This is a genomic window from Thalassotalea sp. HSM 43 (assembly GCF_004752005.1).
Lineage (GTDB): Bacteria > Pseudomonadota > Gammaproteobacteria > Enterobacterales > Alteromonadaceae > Thalassotalea_A.
The window spans coordinates 377,543-399,955 of the sequence record NZ_CP038493.1 but is presented as its reverse complement, the minus strand read 5'-3'; the positions used below and the strand labels follow the sequence as shown (position 1 = coordinate 399,955).

The window sequence follows — 22,413 nt, the reverse complement described above, 5'->3', positions numbered from 1 at the left end:
TGAGGTAGTAAATATGAGTCAAAGATAAAAATATTGAGCAAATCAATAAGGCAATAAAAAAGGCCGCCATTGCGACCTTTATTGATTTATCAGCGACAAATTATTTGCTTTGCGGCACATAACCTTCAATTTTTGGTTCTTTGCCTTCAAATAAAAACTCTACCATGGTTTTTTCTAAGAAGGTGCGATCTTCGGCATTCATCATAGATAACTTATGTTCGTTAATCAGCATGGTTTGCTTTTTCTGCCAAATTCCCCAGGCTTCTTTACCAATGTTATCGAAAATACGTTTTCCTATGTCACCTGGATAAAATTGAAAATCCAGGCCATCATCTTCTTTTTTAAAGTGCTGACAAAATACTTTACGACTCATTATGATCTCTACTCATTGGCTGTTTTTGCAAGCTTTCAATCAACACTTTTGATGGTGCTGCCAAGCCTACACTCATTGGTTGGCGCAAATGGTACCAAAGCTGGCTATTATTTTCATTAATATTTGCGTTGCTTGGCTTGATCTCTACCTCAACTAATACCGGTTTGATGTCTAAATGGAAATGAGAAAAGGTGTGGCGAAATTCATCCAATACCTGTTTATCCGTAGACAATAAACCAAGTTCATCGAGTTTATCGTTAATACTTGCGGCGTTGTCGACTTCATAGAAACTAAATAATCCACCCCAGATACCCGATGACGGACGCTTGTACATCAACAGTTCATCTTGATTTTTTAACAACAACATCACCGTCGATTTAACCGGTTTATCTTTCTTTGGCTTTTTACCGGGAAAGTTTTGCTGTTGTTCATGGTAAAAACCTTGGCACTTTTGTTTTAACGGGCATACCACACAGGTGGGCTTTGAGCGGGTACAAACCATAGCGCCAAGGTCCATCATCGCTTGATTAAAGTTATCAACGCGTTGAATTGGCGTGACATCTTCGCTGACTTGCCAAAGCTGTTTTTCAAAACTGGCTAAACCTGGATAGCCTGCGACCATGTTATAACGGGCAAGAACGCGTTTAACATTACCGTCTAATATAGGGTGATGTTGACCTAAGCTTAACGACAAAATAGCACCCGCGGTGCTTTTGCCAATACCTGGTAAGGCGATCACTTGTTCAATATCAGTTGGAAACTGCCCCTGATAATCATCTCGAATGGTTTTCGCTGCCTTATGTAAATTTCGAGCGCGGGCGTAATAACCAAGCCCAGTCCAATGATGCAATACGCTATCTTCATCGGCATTGGCCAAAGCGATGATATCCGGAAACGATTGCATAAAACGGGTGTAATAGGGGATAACCGTGGCGACCTGAGTTTGCTGTAGCATGATTTCAGAAATCCAGACGCGATATGGTGTTTTATTTTGTTGCCAAGGCAGGTCTTTGCGGCCTTGTTCGTCGTACCAACTAAGGACTTTGTCACTAAACGACATAATTAGAGATGTACCTAGTATTTAAGCTATTTATATGTTGGCTTTGCATGCTTGATGTTTATTTTTATTAACAATGTAATACCAAAAGAAAAAACAAACAGCATAGCGCAACACTCATAAGCAAGCAGTGTATCGAAATCATCATAGTTAAAAAAGCCTTATTCTATGAATCTAACGTTAGCCATGCCATCAGAGCGACCAGCGCTTGCTTGAAAACATCACCAATGATCTCAAAGCTTGACTAAACTATGCAGTACAATACTCACCACCCATTTCATTGAGGTCAGCATGATCATATTAGATAAAGCCAAAAATCGTAGTCGACGTCAGCGCAAAAAATTGCGAGTCGATGAATTTCAAGAGCTTGGCTTTGATGTGGCTTGGTCGTTTGCTGAAGGTACCAGCAATGATGAGATTGACCAATTTATTGATAAGTTCTTTAAAGAAGCCATAGAGCCCAATGGCCTAGGTTATGGCGGTGAAGGGGATTTATTATGGCATGGTCTAGTGTGTACCCAAAAACTTGGTAAATGCACAGACGAGCATCGTAAGATTGTAGAAACTTGGCTCAGTGATAATGGCGCGAAATCGGTGGCCGTATCAGAGTTGTACGATGTTTGGTGGTCGTGATTGGCCGACCTTTAGGTGGATGATCAGCGACTAAAGTTGAGTTTAGCCTGTAAGGCTTTATAATACGCGCCGTTTCAGATTTTTATTTCCAATTTCACTTAAATTAGAGAGTAATGCTTTTATGAGCGAAGAACGTGGTCACAAAACCATAGAGCAAGCCGAATCGGAAGGTAAATACATTCGTAAAGTGCGTAGCTATGTTAAACGCGAAGGTCGCCTTACCAAAGGTCAAGCGCGTGCCCTTGAAACCTTATGGGATAGCATGGGACTTAATCATAGTGATGGTATGCTGACGATGAGTGCGGTTTTTGGTAACGACAACCCAGTTACTCTAGAAGTTGGTTTTGGCATGGGTAAGTCATTGGTAGAAATGGCAAAAAATGACCCTGAACGCAATTTTATTGGTATCGAAGTACACCGTCCTGGCGTTGGTGCGTGTTTGGCTCTGGCAGAAGAGCAGGGCGTAACGAATCTTCGAGTTTATGAGCATGATGCCATTGAAATCATCGCGGATTGTATTCCAAATGGCAGTATCGATACGATGCAGCTGTTCTTCCCTGATCCATGGCATAAAGCCCGTCATCATAAACGCCGTATTGTAAAACCTGAGTTTATCGAAAGTATTCGTCAGTTGTTAAGAGTCGGTGGAGTGTTCCATATGGCAACTGATTGGGAAAACTATGCTGAATGTATGTTAGATGATATGAGCGGTGCGCCGGGTTTTAAAAACTTATCAGAAAACGGTGATTATGTTCCTCGTCCTGACTCTCGTCCGTTGACTAAATTTGAAAACCGTGGCCAAAACCTAGGTCATGGTGTTTGGGATCTGCAATTTGAAAAAATTGACTAGATTGCCATAAAGCAATATTTGCTGAGCACATTAAAAAAGGGCTGGTAGAAATACCAGCCCTTTTTTGTTGATGATGTTTTTAGTGTTTATACAGCAGGCTAAAATAAGAGCCTATATAAGAGCTTGTATAGAACCGCAACTTAAGGTTAACCGATCACTTTACCGTGCAGGTTGTATCGTTCGCCGTTAGCAACATAATGATCAGCGGCAAATTTTAACATCTCGATGTGTTTGTCTTGCAACTGTTTTACCACCTTGCCTGGACTGCCTAGAACCATAGAACCATCCGCTATTTCCATTCCTTCTGGTACTAATGCATTAGCACCTATAATGCAGTTTTTACCGATTTTGGCACCATTTAATACCACCGCGTTCATGCCAATTAGGCTGTTATCACCAATTGTGCAGCCATGTAACATGACTTTATGACCAACGGTAACATTGTCACCTATGAGCATTGGGTGACCCGGGTCAACGTGTAAAATACTGCCATCTTGAATGTTAGAATTCTCACCAATAACGATTTTGTCATTATCGGCACGAATTACTACGTTAAACCAGATGCTGGCGTTCTTCTCAATAATGGCGTCACCAATAACAACGGCATTAGGGGCAATAAAATTATTGCCTGAAAAGCTCGGTTTTTTGTCTTCGATTTGGTAAATCATGAATGTTTTTCATCCCCATAAAAGCCGCTTTAGCCAAGATTTTTACTGGCTTAGCAGGTCTTTTTTTATCATTTTTATGGCGTTCATAATGACCAGAGCCTAAAAAAATTGCAATGATTAAAAATTTGTAATTGTTAAAATATTGCTGTTATAGTGTGATTAGGACAGCGATGTCCTACTTGCCCCCACGCTAAAAGTAATTGAATCTATAGGAAAAATAAGAATGTCAGAAACCAATATAGAGCCAATCGAGCGTCGTCAATTTTTTCGTATTGATATGGAAGGTGAGCTCGTTAATGTGACCTGGCGAGATGCTGACGGTCAAGCTCATAAAGTCAAATGTATTTGCGCAGATTTCTCTAAAGGCGGATTACGCATTGAATACGATTACCCCATTGCCGTTGGCACTGTGGTTGATTTTAAATTTCAAGAAGATCATCCTGAAAGTCGTACGCTGCAAGCAAAGGTTATCCGTTGTATCGAAACCAAAGATGCCATTTACAGCATCGGTTTTCAGATGACTTGAATGTCACGTTTGGCGACTATTCTGAAGCATATCCAAGAAAAAAAATTTAAAGGAAATTGACCATGATTTTGTTAGTAGGTGGCGAGAAAGGCGGCAGTGGCAAGAGCTGCCTGGCACAAAATATTGCCGTATATCTTGCCAATGATAAAAAAGCGTCGGTATTAATTGCCGATTGCGACCCGCAACGTACCACGTCTGATTGGATTCAGGCACGTAATAATGATCCATCATTAGCGACCATCAATTGTATTCAACTTTACGGTAAAATTCGTAATGACCTGCTTAGTCTTAATGAACATTATGACTATGTGATTGTTGACTGTGGTGGTCAGGATAATCTAGCGCTACGTGCATCCATGTCTGTGGCCGACCATGTACTTATCCCAATGCGACCTAAGCGTCGGGATTTAAAAACCGCACCGCATATGGAAGATATGTTGAGCACCTGTAAGATGGTAAACCCAAAATTGATCGCATCGTTCGTGATAACGCAATGTCCATCATTACCAAATCAGGCGCCTCGTATTCTTGAGGCGAAAGAAGTGTGTGCTTCCTTTGGCATTAATGTGCTTGAGGCCATCACCTATTCTCGTAATGTCTACGATGATAGTGAAGAGAAAGGCACATCGGTACTTGAAGTGGAGCCTAAAGGTAAGGCTGCTAGTGAAATCCGCTCAATTGCCGAAGAGATGCTGGCAATTAAGCAGGAGCTAAGTTATGAGTTTGGCTGATCTAAAGAAAAAGTCACAAACTAGAGTTGAACGTACTTTTACCGTCGATGAATTTATTGATGACGCGACTAACTACGCCGTTGGCCAGCCACAAATCGTGAGTGCCGATATTCAGGCGCAGGCGCAGCTGATCAATGATCATATTGCGCGCACGTTGTCTTGTGATAACAATGCTCAAACTACCGAAGAATGCTGTTTTAAACATGCAACCTTCACTTTGAGCGAAGATATTATTGAGCAGTTAAATGAGTTGTCGGAAAATACTAAGATCGCGAAATCGCGTATTTTAAGAATTTTAGTCAGTAATTTTTTCTTTAAAGATAATCCGGCCAAACTGCAATTATCCAATATAAAGTAGCGAGCGCTGACATACTCACCAATAGTTGAGCGTCACAACCGTTAAGATTGTTTAAAGCCGATAACAGCTTATGCTATTATCGGTTTTTTATTTTCTAGCCTGTTTTATTGGTGCCCATGAGACTTGATAAATATATATGCCGTTGTACTGAATTAAGCCGCAGTGAAGCGAAAAAGCTGCTTAAACAAGGTTTGATCAAGGTTAATGGTGAGATAGAGAAAGACCCAGGCGCCCAAGTCTATGAAGAATCTGACGTGCGATTAGATGGCAGGCAGCTGTCGTTTGCCAAAGCGCGTTATATTATGTTGCACAAACCGATGGATTGTATTTGCTCTAACGTCGATGAATTATACCCGTCAGTGTTACACCTGCTAGAAATTGATCGAGCCTTTGATTTGCACATCGCTGGTCGCCTTGATGCGGATACCACAGGGCTAGTTTTAGTCACCGATGATGGTCAATGGTCGCACCGTATTACCTCACCGAAAAAATCGTGTGCTAAACGCTATCGTGTACAAACATCGAAACCAATCCCAGAGAGTGCGATAGAGAGCTTTAAAGATGGCGTGCAGTTGCAAAATGAAAAGAACCTAACCAAACCGGCAATTCTTGAAATATTAGCGGAAAAAGAAGCACTGCTGACCATCACCGAAGGCAAATACCATCAGGTGAAACGTATGTTTGCTGCCATAGGCAATCGTGTGGTCGGCTTACATCGGGAGCAAATAGGCGAGATAGAGTTAGATCCAGATATGAGCCTAGGCGAATGGCGTTACTTAACGGAAAAGGAAATAGCCTCGGTCTAGTTCAGTTGAGCCCATGCTAGCTCAACCTAGCTCAGTATTAATAACGGTCATTAAGTTAACCGCTATTTAATTATCTTGATGATCTGTTTGAATGCTTTGCTTTCGGCATTACCCATTAATTCAAACAGCGCCATTTCAGTACTGCTTAATTTAAGGCCATATTGCTGCATCTTAGTTAAGGCAATATGCTTGTTGGCACTTGAGCGCGATGATACTGCGTCTGCGATTACTTCGACATCAAAACCATTATCAAATAAATCTGTGGCGGTTTGATAGACACAAACATGCGCTTCGATTCCTGCCACTAAAATACTTTTAGCGCCGCTGGCCTTAACGGCATCAACAAATTCATTATTGGCCCAGGCGCTAAAGCTGCTTTTAACGATCGGTTGTTGTTTAGGCAACAACGAGGCGAGAACCATCGACGTTGTGCCAATTGCTTGTGGCATTTGTTCTAGCCAAATAATCGGCACACCTAAAATTTGCAGGCTTTTGATCAGCTTTTGCAAATTTGAGAATAAACTTTGTTTGTCGTGCATCAAAGTCGCCAAGCGTCCTTGAACATCCACCAATACAAAGGCTGTATTATTAGGCTTTAACATAGTGCAGATACCTGTAGATATAGTTATGCCAATTGATTAGGTAATAATTGGCATAACCTCTTAAACTCTAAGCGGCTTACACTGCTTATTTTTTGTTGAGTTGTTCGTATTGCTCAAGTTGCTCTTTGGTCGCTGGCGTTTGGTATTTATCTTTCCATTCAGCATATGGCATACCGTACACTTGTTCGCGCGCGGTATCTATATCCATTTCTAGACCTAGATTTTCGGCTTCTTGCACCGTCCATTTCGAAAAACAATTTCGGCAAAAACCCGCCAAAATCATTAACTCAATGTTTTGTACATCTTTACGAGTGTCCAAATGCTTTAATAAGCGGCGAAATACGGCTGCTTCAACTTCTGTTTGTTGCTGTTTAGTCATGGTATCTGTCCCGTTGATTAGTTAAAACACAGTTAAGCCTGTTAATACACAGTTAAACACAGTTAAGCACAGTAACGACTTAAGTAAGCTCAGTTGAGGCTAGCGCCTTACTCTGAACCTTGTGCAGACTCTGCTTCAGTTTTAGGTTTAGTAAAGCGACGAATTTGTACGATCATGCCCATATAAGGGTGGTCAAAATAGTGTACTTCACCACTGATCACTCGACGGTTTTGCTTAAACGGTATGCTGATGGTTTCACCTTTATCATTTTCATCTAACACGTCGAAGTGGGCATTAATAAATAGGTAATGATCCAAATGCACTCTAAATAAACCATCGATTTTAAACACTTGTTGATCTTTATTGTCATCACCAAAATCGATGCTATCGATACCTAAATCAACATCCACTATTTGCGCTTCTTCAATCAACGGCTCTAAAGTGTTGTCACGCACGTGTCGCACTTCAGCGCTTGTATCATTGCTGCTGCGTGCCGCTGTAATGGCTTGTTGAATATGATTTTGAATCAACTGTTGGGCTTGCGAAGCGGTAAGCTTTTCAGCTTCAACTGTTTGATTGCCTTCACTGTCGATCAATTGGCTGTTTTCACCAGCGATAATGCGCACTGGTGTGGCTTGATTAACCGGTTCACCAATTTGTCGCCAGCCCATATGCAATAGTGGGCGGAAGTTTTTCGAACGCGCCATGGCTTTGCGAATATGGCTTAACTTTAAACTGCTTTGATCAAGCAAATAAGGCACATTGGCATAAACATCTTCTTTGGCGGTGACAATGTGCGGAATTTCGTAATATTCCGATTCAAGGTGGGCTTCTTCACTAAAGGCAAAGCCACAACCGTTATCGGTTAAACTTGTTGCACTATCACCAGTCAACAAGTCATCGTTAAATAATGGTTCGGCGGCTTTTGCTTGCTCGTTATTGGTAATTGCTGAGGCATCGCCTTGTTCAGTTACTGGCTCGTATTCGGTATCCATAAACTCATCTTCAGGCATGCCGCCTATGGTCGAAAAGTCTATGGTGTTTTTACAATCAGATAATTGATTTTTGTAATTAACTACTTGATTTAATTGGTCTGCGACTAAATCTAAATGCGCCTTGCGCGTTAAGGCTTGGTTATTCAAACTCAATACATCAAAATTCTCATTGATACGTGACTTGTCTTGTAACTGCTCTAGTAATATAACTTCAATTTCAAACCAACGGGCATTGTCTTTAGTGTCGTTGGTTTGTGCCATAGCATGGCTTGAGGCGAACAATACAGGCGCCAAGACAGTCAAAGCTGTGCATTTAGCTTGCGTATTAATCGCCTGTGATTTATCAGAGATGAATCGTTTAACAAATGTTCGAATCGTGTTTAACCGCATGTATTACAAACCTGTGTTTATTGTTATCTTTGCTGTTTTGACAACGTCTTTGGCGACGCTGTCTTTTATATAGTTTAGCGAAACGGCGAGCGTATAGCTTAACCTAATGCTGCCTATTAGGCAGCAACCGTCTGACCAAGTTCCGTTAATAATTGATTAACGGCGCTAATTCGTTTGCCACCGTCTTCCGCATCCAAGGCGAATTTTAACTTATTGGCACCATCCATTCTATATACCGCAGGTTGGCGCTGCATCAAACCGATAATATGCATCGGATCGACCTTGGTATCGTTACTAAATTCAATACTACCAGTCTTGGCGCTGGCATCAACTCGCTTAATACCTAAACGTTGTGCTTGGATTTTTAACTTAGCGGTATGAAATAGATTTTTTGCATGCGCCGGTAATAAGCCAAAGCGATCGATCAGTTCGACTTGAATATCATCTAAATCATCGTTGTTATTGGCGCTGGCAATACGCTTGTATAGTGACAAGCGCATATTCACATCACCAATATAATCATCTGGCAATATCGCCGGTAGCTTTAAATCCACTTCGGTTTGTTTCGTCGTTAGATCCTCTAAAGACGGCGTTTTGCCATCTTTTAATGCGGCAACTGCCTGATCGAGCATTTCCATATACAAACTAAAACCAACACTGGCCATTTGCCCTGATTGATCTTCACCTAACAGTTCACCGGCACCACGAATTTCCAAATCGTGGGTCGCAAGGGCAAAACCTGCGCCCAAGTCTTCTAACTGAGCAATGGCGTCCAAGCGTTTAAGCGCGTCTTTGGTCATGCGTTTAGGATTCGGTGTCAGTAGGTAAGCATAAGCCTGATGATGTGAGCGGCCAACGCGGCCACGCAATTGGTGCAATTGCGCCAAACCTAAATGATCGGCTCTGTCCATGATGATGGTGTTGGCAGTTGGTACATCAATACCGGTTTCAATAATGGTGGTACACACCAATACATTATAACGTTGGTGATAAAAGTCACTCATGATCTGTTCTAGATCGCGCTCACGCATTTGCCCGTGAGCGACAACGATTTTCGCTTCGGGCAGTAACTCTTGTAACTCGGCCGCGGTTTTTTCGATGGTTTTTACGTTGTTGTGTAAAAAGTATACCTGACCACCACGTAATATTTCACGCAGCACCGACTCTCGAATGAGGCCATTATCGCGCTCACGGACAAAGGTTTTTACCGCCAAACGTTTCGCTGGTGGCGTAGCAATAATCGATAGATCACGCATACCACCCATCGCCATATTCAAGGTTCTTGGGATTGGCGTTGCGGTTAGGGTGAGAATATCCACATTAGCTCTAAGGCGTTTGATTTTCTCTTTTTGTTTGACACCAAAGCGATGCTCTTCATCTACCACCAATAAGCCCAAATCATGGTACTTAATGTCATCAGATAACAACTTGTGAGTACCTATAAGAATATCGATTTGGCCACTGGCGACTTGCTCAATGACTTGTTTTTGTTGCTTTGCCGTTTTAAAACGAGACAGTACTTCAATGTTCATCGGCCAGTTGGCAAAACGGTCTTTAAAGTTTTCGTAATGTTGTTGCGCCAATAAGGTGGTTGGCACCAAAACCACCACTTGTTTGCCATCGTTAGCGGCGACAAACGCTGCGCGCATAGCCACCTCGGTTTTACCAAAACCAACGTCACCACACACTAAGCGGTCCATCGGCTTGTGATCGAGCATGTCAGCGACGACATTGATGATGGCGTTTTGTTGATCGTCGGTTTCTTCAAAACCAAAGCTTTCACTAAAGGCGCGATAATCGTTTTTGTCGCGTTTAAACTGATAGCCGTGGCTGCTTTCGCGCTTGGCGTAAATGTCGAGTAATTCTGCAGCGACATCTTGTACTCTTTCGGCAGCTTTTTTCTTAGCTTTTTGCCACGCGTCAGTACCTAATTTATGCAGCGGTGTACTGTCGCTGTCGGCACCACTGTAGCGCGAAATTAAGTGCAGTGATGATACCGGCACATACAACTTAGCGTCATTGGCATAGGTTAATGTTAAAAACTCGGTGGTGATACCTTGGTTCTCAAAGCTTTGCAGCCCTTGATAGCGGCCAATACCATGTTCAATGTGAACCACAGGTTGACCAATAGACAGTTCCGTCAGGTTTTTGAAAATCGCTTCGGAATTGGTTTCTTGGGCCTTGCTTGAGCGACGTCGTTGTTTGACGCGGTCAGTGAACAGGTCGTCTTCGGTTATTATCGCAAATTGATGCGCGCCTTGATGAATAAAACCATGGGCTAGGGCGTTTACCGTGACCGCTTGGCTTAAGCCAGATTCAACAAAGGCATCGATATTGGCCACTTGTTCGGGGTTTATTTGCTCTCGTGCCAAAAGCTCTAATAAAGTTTCACGTCGGCCTTCGGATTCGGCGATAAATAACACTGGCAATTGTTGCTCTGCGCATTGCGCGAGAAACTCTAACAAACTGGCAAGGGGTTGCTTGAGTTGGTGGTTAACCGCAACCGATGGCAATGCCGATGTGGCAAATTCTAGTTTGCCACCGCTTTCAGTCGCCGCTTTACCAAGTTCAATACGGTTGTATTGTTTAAACTGCGCAAATAATTGGTCTTTGGCTAAAAACAATGACGCTGGCGGTAATAACGGTCGCAATGGATCGTAGCGACGATCTTCATAACGATAGGCGGTGTCATGCACAAACTGGTCGATGTGCAATTCAATATCGCCGTAAGACATCAGCAAAGTATTGTCTGGCAAATAATCAAACAAGGTTTGTGTTTGCTCAAAAAATAACGGCAAGTAGTATTCAATACCCGCCGGCATTATGCCTTTGGATACTTGATAATAAATGGAGTCTTTGTCGTTACTGACTTTCAGCTGTTCACGATATTGGCCACGAAAACGGTTGATGGCGTCTTGATCGGTTGGGAACTCATGCGCCGGTAATAATTCTATCGACTTGATGCTATCAATTGAGCGTTGCGTATCCACATCAAAGGTACGTATGGTTTCAATTTCATCATCAAAAAAGTCAAGGCGGTACGGCTGTTTGCTGCCCATAGGAAACAAATCAACAATCGAGCCCCGTGCTGAAAACTCGCCGTGCTCAAGCACCTGATCGACGGCGCGATAACCACTTTGTTCAAGCTCTAAGCGCAGTTTGCCAATATCTTTGTTATCACCGGTTTTGATCATCAAACTGTTGGCGTCAATGTAGCTTTTCGGCGCGATGCGATGACTCAAGGTATGCGCTGGAACGATAACGATGCCCATACTCATGCGGCTCAACTGATACAAGGTCAGTAAGCGCTGCGAAATAATATCTTGGTGCGGTGAAAAGTTATCGTATGGTAAGGTTTCCCAATCAGGAAACAGACAAATCGGCAAATCGGCGGTGTTAATGCTTAGCAATTCGTGCTCAAGACGCAGGGCACAAGCGGTATCTTGTGTCACCAATAGCGTTAAGCCTTTATGGTTCACGGCACCATGATAGACCGCAAGAGTATCACTAGAGCCGGCCAAATTTAGCCATTGTTTCTTATCTTTGTGTGCTTGTTTGCCAGCAGCTAATGCCGGTGTAAATAAATCAGCAGCGGATGTCATAGAATAAAGATTGACCTGTATTTTGTGTCAGGACGGAATAGAACAATTTTAGTGCACAGCGATGAAGTTGCCTATGCGATCGCCCAATCGTTAGTGTCTGACACAATTGTTTGCAAAAAACTGGGACGTAATGGGCTAATGATATCATTAGGATCTGTTCATCCCAAGCGATAAAGTGCTATCATGAAGACAATTCTACTCATAATCATAAGCTTTATAAAAATTTAGATGTTTCAGCCGGTTAGCTTATTTATCGGATACCGATACAGTCGCAGCCAAAGCCGCTCAGGTTTTGTCTCTTTCATCACCTTTTTTTCCATTGCCGGCATTCTGTTGGGCGTTGCCTCATTGATCACCGTTGTCTCTGTAATGAATGGCTTTGAAGGCCAACTTAAACAGCGCATTTTAGGGCTGGTTCCACATGTGGTTATCAATAAACAGCAACAAGCGTTTACCAACGTAGATTTGCTGATTAGTCAGTACAGTAAAGATCCCAGAGTAAAAGGCGCAACCCCATACCTTGAAAGCGAAGCATTTATTCAAGCCCCAGGCAAATTGCAAGGTGTACTGGTACAAGGGGTATATCCTGAATTTGAAAAACAACACGCGTTAGTCGCACAAAAGATGCAAGTTGGTAATCTAGATACCCTACAAAGCGGTCAATATAATTTGATTGTCGGTATGGCGTTAGCACGCAAACTTGGCGTTAAAATTGGTGATAAATTACGCATCGCTTTACCAAACAAAACCATTTTTACCCCTATGGGTAGGGTGCCTGTACAACGCACATTTACCTTATCTGGAGTGTTTCAAGTCAGCTCGCAGGTTGATGAGCACATGGTGCTTATTCATGCGCAAGATGCTGCAAGATTGATGCGCAAGCCAAAAGATTATGTCGATAATATTCGCTTGTATTTATACGATGCGTTTGATGCCGATGCGGTCAAAGCCGGCCTGGTAAATAATGCCAATGGTAAATTTGATATCACCACCTGGAATGCCAGCCAAGGTAACTTGTTTGCCGCGGTGCAGATTGAAAAGAACATGATGTGGTTGATGTTAAGTCTGATTGTTGCTGTCGCGGCGTTTAATATTGTCTCGGCCCTGGTGATGGTGGTAATTGATAAGCAAGGCGAAATAGGTATCTTGCAAACCTTAGGCATGAAACGACATCAAATTTTGCATATTTTTATTACCCAAGGCATGGTGAATGGCTTGTGGGGTACGATATTAGGCGCCATTGCCGGGGTATTGTTGACCTTGAATATCAACAGCATTTTGTCGTTCTTTGGCGTGAACATTTTAGGCTCAGGGTTTGTTGCGCAAACCCTACCAATTGATTTGAAAGCAGAGCAGGTGGTTGTGATCGTTGCGTCGGCCATATTAATGAGTTTGACCGCAACTTTATATCCAGCTTATCGGGCGTCAAAAACCCAACCTGCAGAGGTATTACGAAATGAATAATGTGTTGGTTTGTGAGCAGTTGGTAAAACATTATCAACAGGGGCCACAAAAATCAGAAATCCTTCGAGGACTCGATTTAACCGTAAGCAACAATGAGCTGGTGGCCATTGTCGGCAGTTCTGGCTGTGGTAAGAGTACCTTTTTGCATCTTGCCGGTGCGCTTGATACGCCAACATCGGGCAAGGTGTTGATTGACGGTACCGATATATATCAGTTGAATGATAAGAAACGCGCTGATTTTCGTAATAAGCATTTAGGTTTTATTTATCAATTTCATCATTTGATGATGGAATTTAGTGCCGAAGAAAACGTCGCGATGCCGTTGTTGATTCGAGGTGATAAACCTAAAGCTGCGTTGGCACAAGCCAGAGAAATGTTAGAAAAAGTCGGTTTAGCTCACCGACTTACACATCGACCATCAGAGCTTAGTGGTGGTGAACGACAACGTGTGGCGATAGCCAGAGCGTTAGTTACCAAACCGTCGATTGTCTTAGCGGATGAACCAACCGGTAACCTTGATTATGATACCGCAGAGCAAATTTTCGCCCTGATTAAAGAATTAAACCAGTCAATTGGCACCAGTTTTGTTGTGGTGACCCATGATTTGGCGCTGGCGGCGCGAATGGATCGGCAGCTGAAATTAGATCATGGCACCCTATGCCAGATAGAAGAGACCGCTTCGGTAATGCAAGGCTAATTCATGTTTAGACCATTAAGCGCCTACATTGGCCTGCGCTACGTGCGCTCGAGACAAAACAAAGGCTTTGCGTCGTTTATTTCAGCATCGTCGACCATAGGTATTGGCCTTGGCGTCATGGTACTGATTTTAGTGCTCTCGGCAATGAATGGTTTCGAACGAGAATTAGCAAAACGCTTGTTATCTGTTGTACCACATGGCGAGTTTATCGCCGTTACTAAGCCAATCGATAACTGGCAACAACAAGTGGAAACGTTAGAGCAATTTGACACCGTAACCCATGCCGCACCTGTGGTTAAGTTAGGTGGCTTGCTGCAAAAAGGCGAACGATTAAAAGCACTAGAGTTAAGAGCGGTTGTGCCCGATTATGAAATTCGCGTATCCCGTATCGAAGACTTTATCACCGAAGGCAGCTTTTCGGCTCTTACTGGCAACAGCATGGTGGTGGGTAAAGGCATCGCCAAGAAACTCAAGGTAGGTGCGGGTGATACGGTGCAATTATTATTGCCGCGCAACAGTTCGGGGAACGGCCAATTTGCCGCGCCGATTAAACGCAACATGAACATTGTTGCGGTATTTGATTTTGGTGGTTCAATCGATGAGACCTTGGCGTATATTCCACTGGAGTTGGGGCAAAGCATTGCAGAAATAGGCGATAAGGTGCACGGTCTTCGTATTGCTACCGACGATGTTTTTGCCGCTCCTAAAATTGTTCGCGAAATCGGCATGAAGCTTGATTCGTATGTTTATATGAATGATTGGACCCGTACCCAAGGTCACGTGTTTAACGACATTCAATTGGTGCGCACGGTGATGTTTGTGGTCATGTTACTGGTTATTGCGGTAGCCAGCTTTAATATCGTATCTAGCTTATTTATGGCGGTGAACGACAAAAAGAGCGATATCGCAATATTGAAAACCATGGGTGCAAAACCGTCGACTTTAATGTTTAGTTTTGTCTTTCAAGGGCTGACTAATGGTGTGCTTGGCGCATTGATAGGTGCGTTACTCGGCGCGTATTTAGCCAATAATTTAACCGACATCGTGCTGTTTGTTGAACAAAGCTTTGGCGTTAAGTTTTTATCTGGCGATATCTACTTTATTGACTTTATCCCGACTGAATTAGATATGCGCGATGTGGTCTTTACCGTTATATCGGCGCTGGTATTAAGCTTGCTGGCAACCATTTACCCGGCATGGCGCGCGAGCAAAATTGATCCCGCAAAAGTGCTAGGCCAAGGCGGCTAATGCTACATGCTAATCCCAAGGTGTCAGGCTAGTTGCTTTGCCATTGTTAAACAAAAATTGCCAAAAGAGCATTGTTTAGCGCTCTTTTGGCTGAGAGATAGGCGGTGATGAAATTAATTGCTGTATCCACATATTAATTTATTGGGGAATTCGTACGAAGATCCCAACCAAATTTATCTCCAGAGGCAAACGAGTAAATAACTTGCTCGTAGGCGATGTAGGCTTCGGCCTGAATACCATTAGAGTCTAGACTTAAGGTGTATTCAGTCAATGTTGCTCGTGTGTATTCGACAGATGGTTGATATTCCTTTTCGACAATTGGTAGATCCGCCAATATAGCGATATTTATTGATGATTGGGATGTGATTTTGGTTAGCAAACATTCAAATTCAGAATTTAAATCATCACTAATGAGTAGTTCGGAGAGTTGGTGTTGTGACGGTGCTCGACTCGGATCAATAGCGCCGTCCCAAACCAATACCGATTCAACTTCAAAATCTTTTAGTGGGGTATAAGTACCAATAGGGTTAGCGGGTTCTCCATCTCCATAGACAATGAAATTGAATTCATTACCACAGCCAAAACTGTTAGGGTTTTCCCATGGTGATGAATAGGTACGGGCGAACGTGAGGAGTTTGCCATTAAAGTCAATGTCTATTTTTTCGAAAGCAAAGGTAATACTGGTGCCTTGCTTGGTTGGTTGAATGCTGGTGAACAATATATTGGAAAAAGAAAGTGTCAGGTCACTACCATTGTTCAATGTTATGGTTGCATCGCCTAAGGTTTGCCGGAATAGCTCAGTGAATAGATCTTCATATAAACCTTGATTGGTTAAAGAAATGGTTACTTGGTCTATAGACATTCGAGCGTTAGTACTACCGTCAGGTAAGGGTTGACTCCATCTTAACTTAGCGTCACTCAAATCGTAGCGACTATTTATGTGGGGAAAATTAATGCTGCCAATGGCTGTACTGACAGGCGACGTAACCTGATGATATGAATAGAGTTCAGTTATTTGCTCGTTAATGACCGCTAATTCTTCGGCGCCCGCGCCATCCTGACCGTCTTTACCATCTTGTCCGTCGATGCCGTTAACTCCGTTCGTACCATTATTGCCTGGAACACCTTGCTCTCCTTGAGGGCCAGGTACGCCAGAATCGCCTTTATCACCTTTGGGGCCAGGGATTAATTGGATATTGTCGACATCTGTTTTTAAATGTCTAACGTCTGATTCTAATTGGTTGACTCGAGTTTTTATATTGTCTTTAGCTATTAACGGAAAAGACAAGGGGATTACCAGTAACAAAGTAGCCAGTTTCATTAGGAGTTTCCTTGAAGTTAATTCCCTGTACTACTTATTCAGGTGGGTTTATTTGTGCAAAAGTGAACGTACAGACGATTGAGTGTAGTTGTTGCTAATAGAATGGCAACATTTTCAATAGAAATGAGTAGGAAGATAACCTTTTTGGTCATTGCTACACCCATATATTTTACGAAAACTTACTCTGTCGCTGATAACTACTCCATGCATTTTCGGCATTCGCTGCATCTAAGTAGCTTTGCTGGGCTTCAATATAGAATCTAAGATCCCGATTTTTATCGGGATGACAATAGGAGAAGTAGAGGTGTTACAGGCTGAGTTACTCGGCTTATCTACAGGGGTTTAATTACGGTGTAAGCGCTTTTTCCAGCTGCGGGTCACTTGATAACGCCATAAGAAGTTTATGGTGAAATAGCCTAGAGTAGAGAAAAACACTGAACAAGCTGCACAGCCCAATAAGAATGGCCCACCAACGGTGGATAAACTACTAACAAACCAATCCCAACTTAACTCGAAGGCAAATTCCTGCTCAGGCACGCCCATCAGTATGGTACCGATGAAATAACAGAAGTAAAAAATCGGTGGAATAGTGATTGGATTGGAAATCCACACTAAGGCGATAGACAAGGGCAAGTTACCTTTGAATAAAATCGCTAAGCCGGCAGCAAACACCATCTGAAATGGCACAGGTACAAAGGCCATAAATAGACCAATGGCAAAGGCTTTTGATACCGAACGACGATTCAAACTCCATAAATTAGCGTCGTGCAATACGTCACCAAATATTTGTAAATGTTTGTTGGACTTTATGGTTTGATGGTCCGGTAAATAACGTTTTATCAGTTTTTTGGGCATAACTTTCTTATCATGCGGACCGCGAGTTTGCCCTTATCGGCGCCGAGATATCGCGGTGGATGCGTGGTCTATACTTAATATTCTAGTCAAAAACGACGTTTCAAACACCGAAACGAACACAGAGAAAATGGATAATTCACTATGGAACGGTGGTTACTGTGCTTTTTGGCGGGCAGCATTGTTGCCTGCTGCTTACCTATAAATTTGTCTATATTCTACTTGCTTGGCGTGCCTTTGTCTTGCCTTGTCATACTGTTTTTATTAGCAAAATGGCTATTTAAGCAAACTAAACAAAGTATAACAGCATACTGCATAGCTTTTTGCTGCGGCTACAGTTATTTATTGATGTCGGCAATGTCATATCAATTTAAGCTCAGCCATGATCAAGTAAATCAAGTCAATATCAGCCGCTGGTATCTGTTAGAGCAAGTAAACCAAAACCCGTACCCTAGGCCGATTACGGTAAAGGCTAAGGTATTGTCTTTGTTGCCTATTATCGATTTATCGAATGCTGAGCCTGTCAATAAAAACAAACACATCAATGACAAGGTATCGCATAAGATCAATCTCAGAATTGAGCAAATTGATGGTGAGCAATTAACGCATCCATTTGTCGCTCGGGTCAGCATCAGTAATGTGCACTTACCTATGCACTTACCTTTGCGCTTAGCTATGCACTTACCTTTGCATGCAGTTGGACACCTTGGTTCTGATTCAAATGCAACAGATAATAAACGAGTATTGTCGCAAGGCGATAGCGTACAACTTAAGTTAAAGTTAAAACCAGCCCATGGCTTTGCCAATCTTGGCAGCTTTTCCTATGTGCGTTGGCTAAAAAGCAATGGCATTCATTTTAATGGCTATGTAAAACCTGACGCAAACAATCAAATTTTGCTGCAACAACCAAGCATGCGACAGAGTGTACAGCGGCGACTGCAGTATCTGATACAAAACAGTCCGGTAAAAAACAGATCAGCACAAAAAGCGAAGCAATATTTAGCTTTTATCTTAGCGCTATCAATCGGCGATAAAAGTCAGCTTACACAACAACATTGGCAATTATTACAAAACACCGGCACCCAACATTTAATGGCTATTTCGGGGCTGCATTTATCGATTATCGCTGGGCTTGGTTATCTATTGGGGCGGTTGTTGCTAATGCTTGTGCCTGGGGCGATATTCGGCAGAAGCTGGATAAACGCCTACGGCTACCTTTTACCAATCGCAATGAGCTTAATACTGGCAAGCTTTTATGCTTATTTAGCAGGTTTTGCGATGCCAACTATTCGAGCACTAGTGATGCTTTGGCTGTTTTTTATGTTTCGATTTTTAAAGCTGCCCTTTAAACCGTTTCGATATTTGCTGAGCAGTGCCTTTGTTATCGTCTTGATCGAACCCTTTGCCATATTCGATATCAGTTTTTATTTGTCTTTATTGGCAGTGATGATCATTATTTATGGCGTCTATGTGTTCAAACATCACTTGGCAAACCGCTCATGGCTGTTGCGATTTATCGCGTCAATACTATTGGTGCAAGTGGTGGTTTCTTTGATGGTATTGCCATTGTCATTGTGGTTTTTTAACAACATGTCGTTACTGTCGCCCATTGCCAATATTATCGTGGTGCCAATCATGTCTATCAGTGCGATACCGCTGAGTTTACTGACCACCATCAGTACTATCTTTTTATCAACAGATTATTTCTCTGCATCGTTTACCTCAACGGGCATGTCATCACAATTAGCGCAGGATATGACGATGTTGTTGCTGCAACTTACCGCTGTGTCCTTGGATTTTTGCATCGAGTATTTACATTGGCTAGATCAATTTCATATTGAATTACCAAACATGAGTAGCCTATTTAAAAGCACGTGTTTATTTGCAGCACTGTGTGGCGCATTTAGTTGGGTTTTACCGGCCACCAAAAAGCAAAAAGCACTGTTTGTCGCGCTGCCAACGACACTGTTGCTGTTAATGAATCTGGCAATGAATGTGGCTATTACGCGGATATCGACAAATGATCAGCATGCCTGGCGAGTGGTGGTGTTCGATGTCGGCCATGGTTTAGCGGTTTTAATTGAGAAGAATGGTCATGCAATGCTGTATGATACTGGCGCAAAGTTTAAAAGTGGTTTTAATTTTATTGAAGCCAGTGTCATGCCATATTTGCAACTCTCTTCAATTTTAAAGCCATCAATACTGTCTCTAGCACAGCAATCTCAATTACAGTCTTTTCCAAGGAAACCGCACCTAGGTGGCAGGCCACAAAATCTTGCTAGCTCTAGCCCGTTGGATATGGTCATCATCAGTCATAGCGATAATGACCATGCAGGCGCTATAAATGAAATCGTTAAACATGGCTTAAGCACACATGTCATCAGTAATGCCGACAATGTCATTAACCGTGTAAGGTCGGCTAACCAAGCAGAAAACAAAATACACCATACACCTTGTGTTAAAGGGCAAAGCATCAACTGGCAGGGACTTACTATTGAAATGCTTTGGCCAGAAGACATTAAGGGCGAAGAAAATGATGACTCTTGTGTGTTATTGATTTTTGATGGTAAGCACAGACTATTATTACCAGGTGATATATCCAAACGGGTCGAGGCAAAGCTGTTATCAACATTAAGCCATGATATTGACTTAGTGATTGCACCACATCATGGTTCAAAAAGCTCATCCAGTTTAGCCTTTGTTGAAAAGCTCGCGCCAGATTATATTGTTTACAGCAGCGGTTACTTAAATCGCTGGCATATGCCGGTGCAAGCGGTGCAACAGCGTTATCGACAAATGGGCAGTAAGGCGTTTAATACTGCCGAGCAAGGCATGTTGGTATTTGATATCAACAGCAACACCAACATCAACACTAGCATCAACACCATAACGGCGCGCAGTTATCGACATGACTTGTGGCGACCTTGGCCTTTTAATTAGCCTTGATATTTAAACCAAGCGAACCAATATTGACTATTATTAAGGCAACCAACAAAAGCTGGCTGTTAACACTATGATTTGCGTCTATTTCTTGTAAAATAGGCGTAATAGAATAATAACAGCCTCGATTTGAGACTTATATGCAAAAAAACGTGCAAAAACGTGCGCAAAAAGAAGCGAGCACATGGCAACAATTTCGTCGCTTGTTTCGTTATACTCGTGGCCTAAGAACAGGCTTCGCGTTTTCCATTCTCGGTATGCTGTGTTATGCCGGCATCGACACCTTATTTTTCTCGCAACTTCAGCCATTAATCGATGACGGCTTGACCAATGCGAATCCGGATATTCTAAAATACGCCCCTATTTTTGTTATCGTCGCGTTTGTTTTGCGCGGCGTTGCCCACTTTATAGCCACCTATGGGTTGGCTTGGATGGGTAATCATGTGGTGATGCGCTTACGACAACAACTGTTTGAACATATTGTTGCCATGCCGGTACCATTTCACGATAAAGAATCTACCGGTACACTAATTTCAAAAATCACCTACGACACTGAACAACTGCTTAAAGCGGTCTCAAAAGCCTTACTAACGCTGATACGCGAGGGCGCTTTTGTTATCGGCTTGTTGGGTTTGATGTTTTATAACAGCTGGCAATTATCGTCTATTTTCTTGTTAATCGTGCCTGTTGTCGCGGTCATCGTTGTCGTGGTATCGAAACGTTTTCGCTCGGTTAGTAAACGTATTCAAAAAATGATGGGTATCGTTACCAGTGCGACAGAACAAACCTTTAACGGTCACAAAGTGGTGCTGACTTTTGGCGGACAAGAGCGTGAATTTAAGCGCTTTGCCAAAATCAATAATCAAAATCGTCAGCAGCGCATGAAAATGGTTGCCGCCAAGGCCACCAGTGTGCCTATTATTCAAATCATTGCTTCTATTGCCTTGGCTTTTGTGTTGTATATGGCAGGACAAGACGGTCTTATTGAAAACCTAACACCAGGTGTATTCACCACTGTGGTGACTTGTATGATCATGATGCTACGCCCACTTAAATTACTGACTACGGTAAACAGTGAGTTTCAACGTGGTATGGCAGCGGCAGGCAGCATCTTTGAGGTGCTAGATAAACCAATTGAACAAGATACCGGCACCATTGATTTGCCACGTGCGCAAGGTCGAATCGCTTTTGAACAGGTCGGCTTTAGTTATGATGGCGCTGAAAAAGCCGCATTAAAAGATATTAACTTTAGCCTTGATACAGGCAAAACCTTGGCTTTGGTTGGCCGCTCTGGCTCTGGTAAATCAACCATCAGTTCATTGCTACTGCGCTTTTACAATGCCGAAACCGGTGAAGTGAAAATCGATGGCGAAAACATCCGCGACTACAAGCTAAAAGATTTACGCAGACAGTTTGCCTATGTGTCACAGCAAGTGGTGTTATTTAACGATTCTTTGGCCAATAACATTGCCTACGGTAAACCGGATGCCAGCCGTGAAGAGATTGAAAACGCCGCAAAAGCTGCGCATGTAATCGAATTTGCTGAAAATCTACCACAAGGGCTTGATACCAATATTGGTGAAAATGGCTCAATGCTAAGTGGCGGTCAACGTCAACGTGTGGCTATCGCTCGCGCTTTATTGTGTGATGCGCCATTCTTGATTTTAGATGAGGCGACGAGCGCCCTTGATACTGAATCTGAGCGTCATATTCAAGAAGCTCTGGTTGAGCTGCAAAAAAATCGTACCAGCGTGGTTATCGCCCACCGATTATCCACCATCGAAAATGCCGATAGCATTATTGTTATGGATCAAGGTGAGCTGATAGAGCAGGGCAATCACAGCGAATTGCTGGCGAAAAACGGCGCGTATGCACAATTGCACGCGTTTCAGTTTGGCGACTAACGGACTAAGGCGGCGAC

The 22,413-nt window shown here is 42.8% G+C and carries 20 protein-coding genes; 11 read left to right on the top strand and 9 right to left on the bottom strand.

Features of this window, described 5'->3' with window-relative positions:
* Nucleotides 1-100 precede the first annotated feature (100 nt).
* Both E2K93_RS01800 and mutY read right to left on the bottom strand, forming a co-directional pair.
* Nucleotides 101-373 (bottom strand): oxidative damage protection protein, encoded by a 273-nt coding sequence (locus E2K93_RS01800; RefSeq protein ID WP_135437444.1) that lies wholly within the window; start codon nt 371-373, stop codon nt 101-103.
* Nucleotides 363-1,433, bottom strand: coding sequence for an A/G-specific adenine glycosylase (gene mutY / locus E2K93_RS01795; RefSeq protein ID WP_135437443.1), 1,071 nt, complete (start codon nt 1,431-1,433; stop codon nt 363-365). Before mutY ends, E2K93_RS01800 begins: the two co-directional genes overlap by 11 nt.
* A 288-nt stretch (nt 1,434-1,721) precedes the next feature.
* Here mutY and E2K93_RS01790 point away from each other — a divergent pair, with 288 nt between their 5' ends.
* Together E2K93_RS01790 and trmB are read left to right on the top strand one after the other, a co-directional pair.
* Nucleotides 1,722-2,063, top strand: a complete 342-nt coding sequence (locus tag E2K93_RS01790) for a YggL family protein (RefSeq protein WP_135437442.1) — start codon at nt 1,722-1,724, stop codon at nt 2,061-2,063.
* A 121-nt stretch (nt 2,064-2,184) separates the two neighbouring features.
* The gene (gene trmB / locus E2K93_RS01785) at nt 2,185-2,913 is read left to right on the top strand and encodes a tRNA (guanosine(46)-N7)-methyltransferase TrmB (protein ID WP_135437441.1); all 729 of its coding nucleotides are present in this window, start codon (nt 2,185-2,187) and stop codon (nt 2,911-2,913) included.
* Between the two features lie 146 nt (nt 2,914-3,059).
* On the opposite strand, the gene E2K93_RS01780 is transcribed toward trmB, so the two are convergent.
* A complete protein-coding gene (locus E2K93_RS01780; protein ID WP_135437440.1) occupies nt 3,060-3,581 on the bottom strand; it encodes a gamma carbonic anhydrase family protein in 522 nt (173 codons plus the stop codon).
* Between the two features lie 223 nt (nt 3,582-3,804).
* On the opposite strand from E2K93_RS01780, the gene E2K93_RS01775 reads away from it, so the two are divergent.
* The 4 genes from E2K93_RS01775 (at nt 3,805) to rsuA (ending at nt 6,002) form a co-directional block, all read left to right on the top strand.
* The gene (locus E2K93_RS01775; protein WP_135437439.1) at nt 3,805-4,107 is read left to right on the top strand and encodes a PilZ domain-containing protein; all 303 of its coding nucleotides are present in this window, start codon (nt 3,805-3,807) and stop codon (nt 4,105-4,107) included.
* A 62-nt stretch (nt 4,108-4,169) separates the two neighbouring features.
* Nucleotides 4,170-4,838: an AAA family ATPase gene (locus tag E2K93_RS01770; protein ID WP_135437438.1), complete on the top strand. Its 669-nt coding sequence runs from the start codon at nt 4,170-4,172 to the stop codon at nt 4,836-4,838.
* Nucleotides 4,825-5,196 (top strand): ribbon-helix-helix domain-containing protein, encoded by a 372-nt coding sequence (locus E2K93_RS01765; RefSeq protein WP_135437437.1) that lies wholly within the window; start codon nt 4,825-4,827, stop codon nt 5,194-5,196. The genes E2K93_RS01770 and E2K93_RS01765 overlap by 14 nt, the downstream gene beginning before the upstream one ends.
* A 116-nt stretch (nt 5,197-5,312) precedes the next feature.
* Nucleotides 5,313-6,002 (top strand): 16S rRNA pseudouridine(516) synthase RsuA, encoded by a 690-nt coding sequence (rsuA, locus tag E2K93_RS01760; protein ID WP_135437436.1) that lies wholly within the window; start codon nt 5,313-5,315, stop codon nt 6,000-6,002.
* A gap of 62 nt (nt 6,003-6,064) precedes the next feature.
* Here rsuA and E2K93_RS01755 read toward each other — a convergent pair whose 3' ends face one another.
* The 4 genes from E2K93_RS01755 to mfd form a co-directional block, all read right to left on the bottom strand.
* Nucleotides 6,065-6,604: a hydrolase gene (locus E2K93_RS01755; protein WP_135437435.1), complete on the bottom strand. Its 540-nt coding sequence runs from the start codon at nt 6,602-6,604 to the stop codon at nt 6,065-6,067.
* 85 nt (nt 6,605-6,689) lie between these two features.
* Nucleotides 6,690-6,983, bottom strand: a complete 294-nt coding sequence (locus E2K93_RS01750; RefSeq protein ID WP_135437434.1) for a DUF1244 domain-containing protein — start codon at nt 6,981-6,983, stop codon at nt 6,690-6,692.
* Nucleotides 6,984-7,090: 107 nt separating this feature from the next.
* Nucleotides 7,091-8,239: a CsiV family protein gene (locus E2K93_RS01745; RefSeq protein WP_189637832.1), complete on the bottom strand. Its 1,149-nt coding sequence runs from the start codon at nt 8,237-8,239 to the stop codon at nt 7,091-7,093.
* Between the two features lie 245 nt (nt 8,240-8,484).
* Complete coding sequence (mfd, locus tag E2K93_RS01740; protein WP_135437432.1) at nt 8,485-11,970, bottom strand: transcription-repair coupling factor; 3,486 nt, start codon at nt 11,968-11,970, stop codon at nt 8,485-8,487.
* A 228-nt stretch (nt 11,971-12,198) separates the two neighbouring features.
* Between mfd and E2K93_RS01735 the strand changes: the two genes are divergently transcribed.
* The 3 genes from E2K93_RS01735 to lolE are packed head-to-tail and all read left to right on the top strand — an operon-like array spanning nt 12,199 to nt 15,379.
* The gene (locus E2K93_RS01735) at nt 12,199-13,434 is read left to right on the top strand and encodes a lipoprotein-releasing ABC transporter permease subunit (RefSeq protein ID WP_135437431.1); all 1,236 of its coding nucleotides are present in this window, start codon (nt 12,199-12,201) and stop codon (nt 13,432-13,434) included.
* Nucleotides 13,427-14,131, top strand: coding sequence for a lipoprotein-releasing ABC transporter ATP-binding protein LolD (lolD, locus tag E2K93_RS01730; RefSeq protein ID WP_135437430.1), 705 nt, complete (start codon nt 13,427-13,429; stop codon nt 14,129-14,131). Before E2K93_RS01735 ends, lolD begins: the two co-directional genes overlap by 8 nt.
* Before the next feature lie 3 nt (nt 14,132-14,134).
* Nucleotides 14,135-15,379 carry a lipoprotein-releasing ABC transporter permease subunit LolE gene (gene lolE / locus E2K93_RS01725; protein WP_135437429.1) on the top strand — a complete coding sequence of 415 codons (1,245 nt, stop codon included), beginning with the start codon at nt 14,135-14,137 and terminating at the stop codon, nt 15,377-15,379.
* A 133-nt stretch (nt 15,380-15,512) separates the two neighbouring features.
* Here the strand turns inward: lolE and E2K93_RS01720 are convergent, their stop codons facing one another.
* Together E2K93_RS01720 and E2K93_RS01715 are read right to left on the bottom strand one after the other, a co-directional pair.
* Nucleotides 15,513-16,700: a collagen-like protein gene (locus E2K93_RS01720; RefSeq protein WP_135437428.1), complete on the bottom strand. Its 1,188-nt coding sequence runs from the start codon at nt 16,698-16,700 to the stop codon at nt 15,513-15,515.
* A 342-nt stretch (nt 16,701-17,042) separates the two neighbouring features.
* Entirely contained in the window at nt 17,043-17,555 is a 513-nt protein-coding gene (locus tag E2K93_RS01715) for a DUF2062 domain-containing protein (protein ID WP_135437427.1), read from the bottom strand.
* 354 nt (nt 17,556-17,909) lie between these two features.
* Here E2K93_RS01715 and E2K93_RS01710 point away from each other — a divergent pair, with 354 nt between their 5' ends.
* Nucleotides 17,910-20,492 carry a DNA internalization-related competence protein ComEC/Rec2 gene (locus E2K93_RS01710; protein ID WP_189637831.1) on the top strand — a complete coding sequence of 861 codons (2,583 nt, stop codon included), beginning with the start codon at nt 17,910-17,912 and terminating at the stop codon, nt 20,490-20,492.
* Nucleotides 20,493-20,632: 140 nt separating this feature from the next.
* Nucleotides 20,633-22,396 carry a lipid A export permease/ATP-binding protein MsbA gene (gene msbA / locus E2K93_RS01705; RefSeq protein WP_135437425.1) on the top strand — a complete coding sequence of 588 codons (1,764 nt, stop codon included), beginning with the start codon at nt 20,633-20,635 and terminating at the stop codon, nt 22,394-22,396.
* The last annotated feature ends 17 nt before the right edge of the window (nt 22,397-22,413 follow it).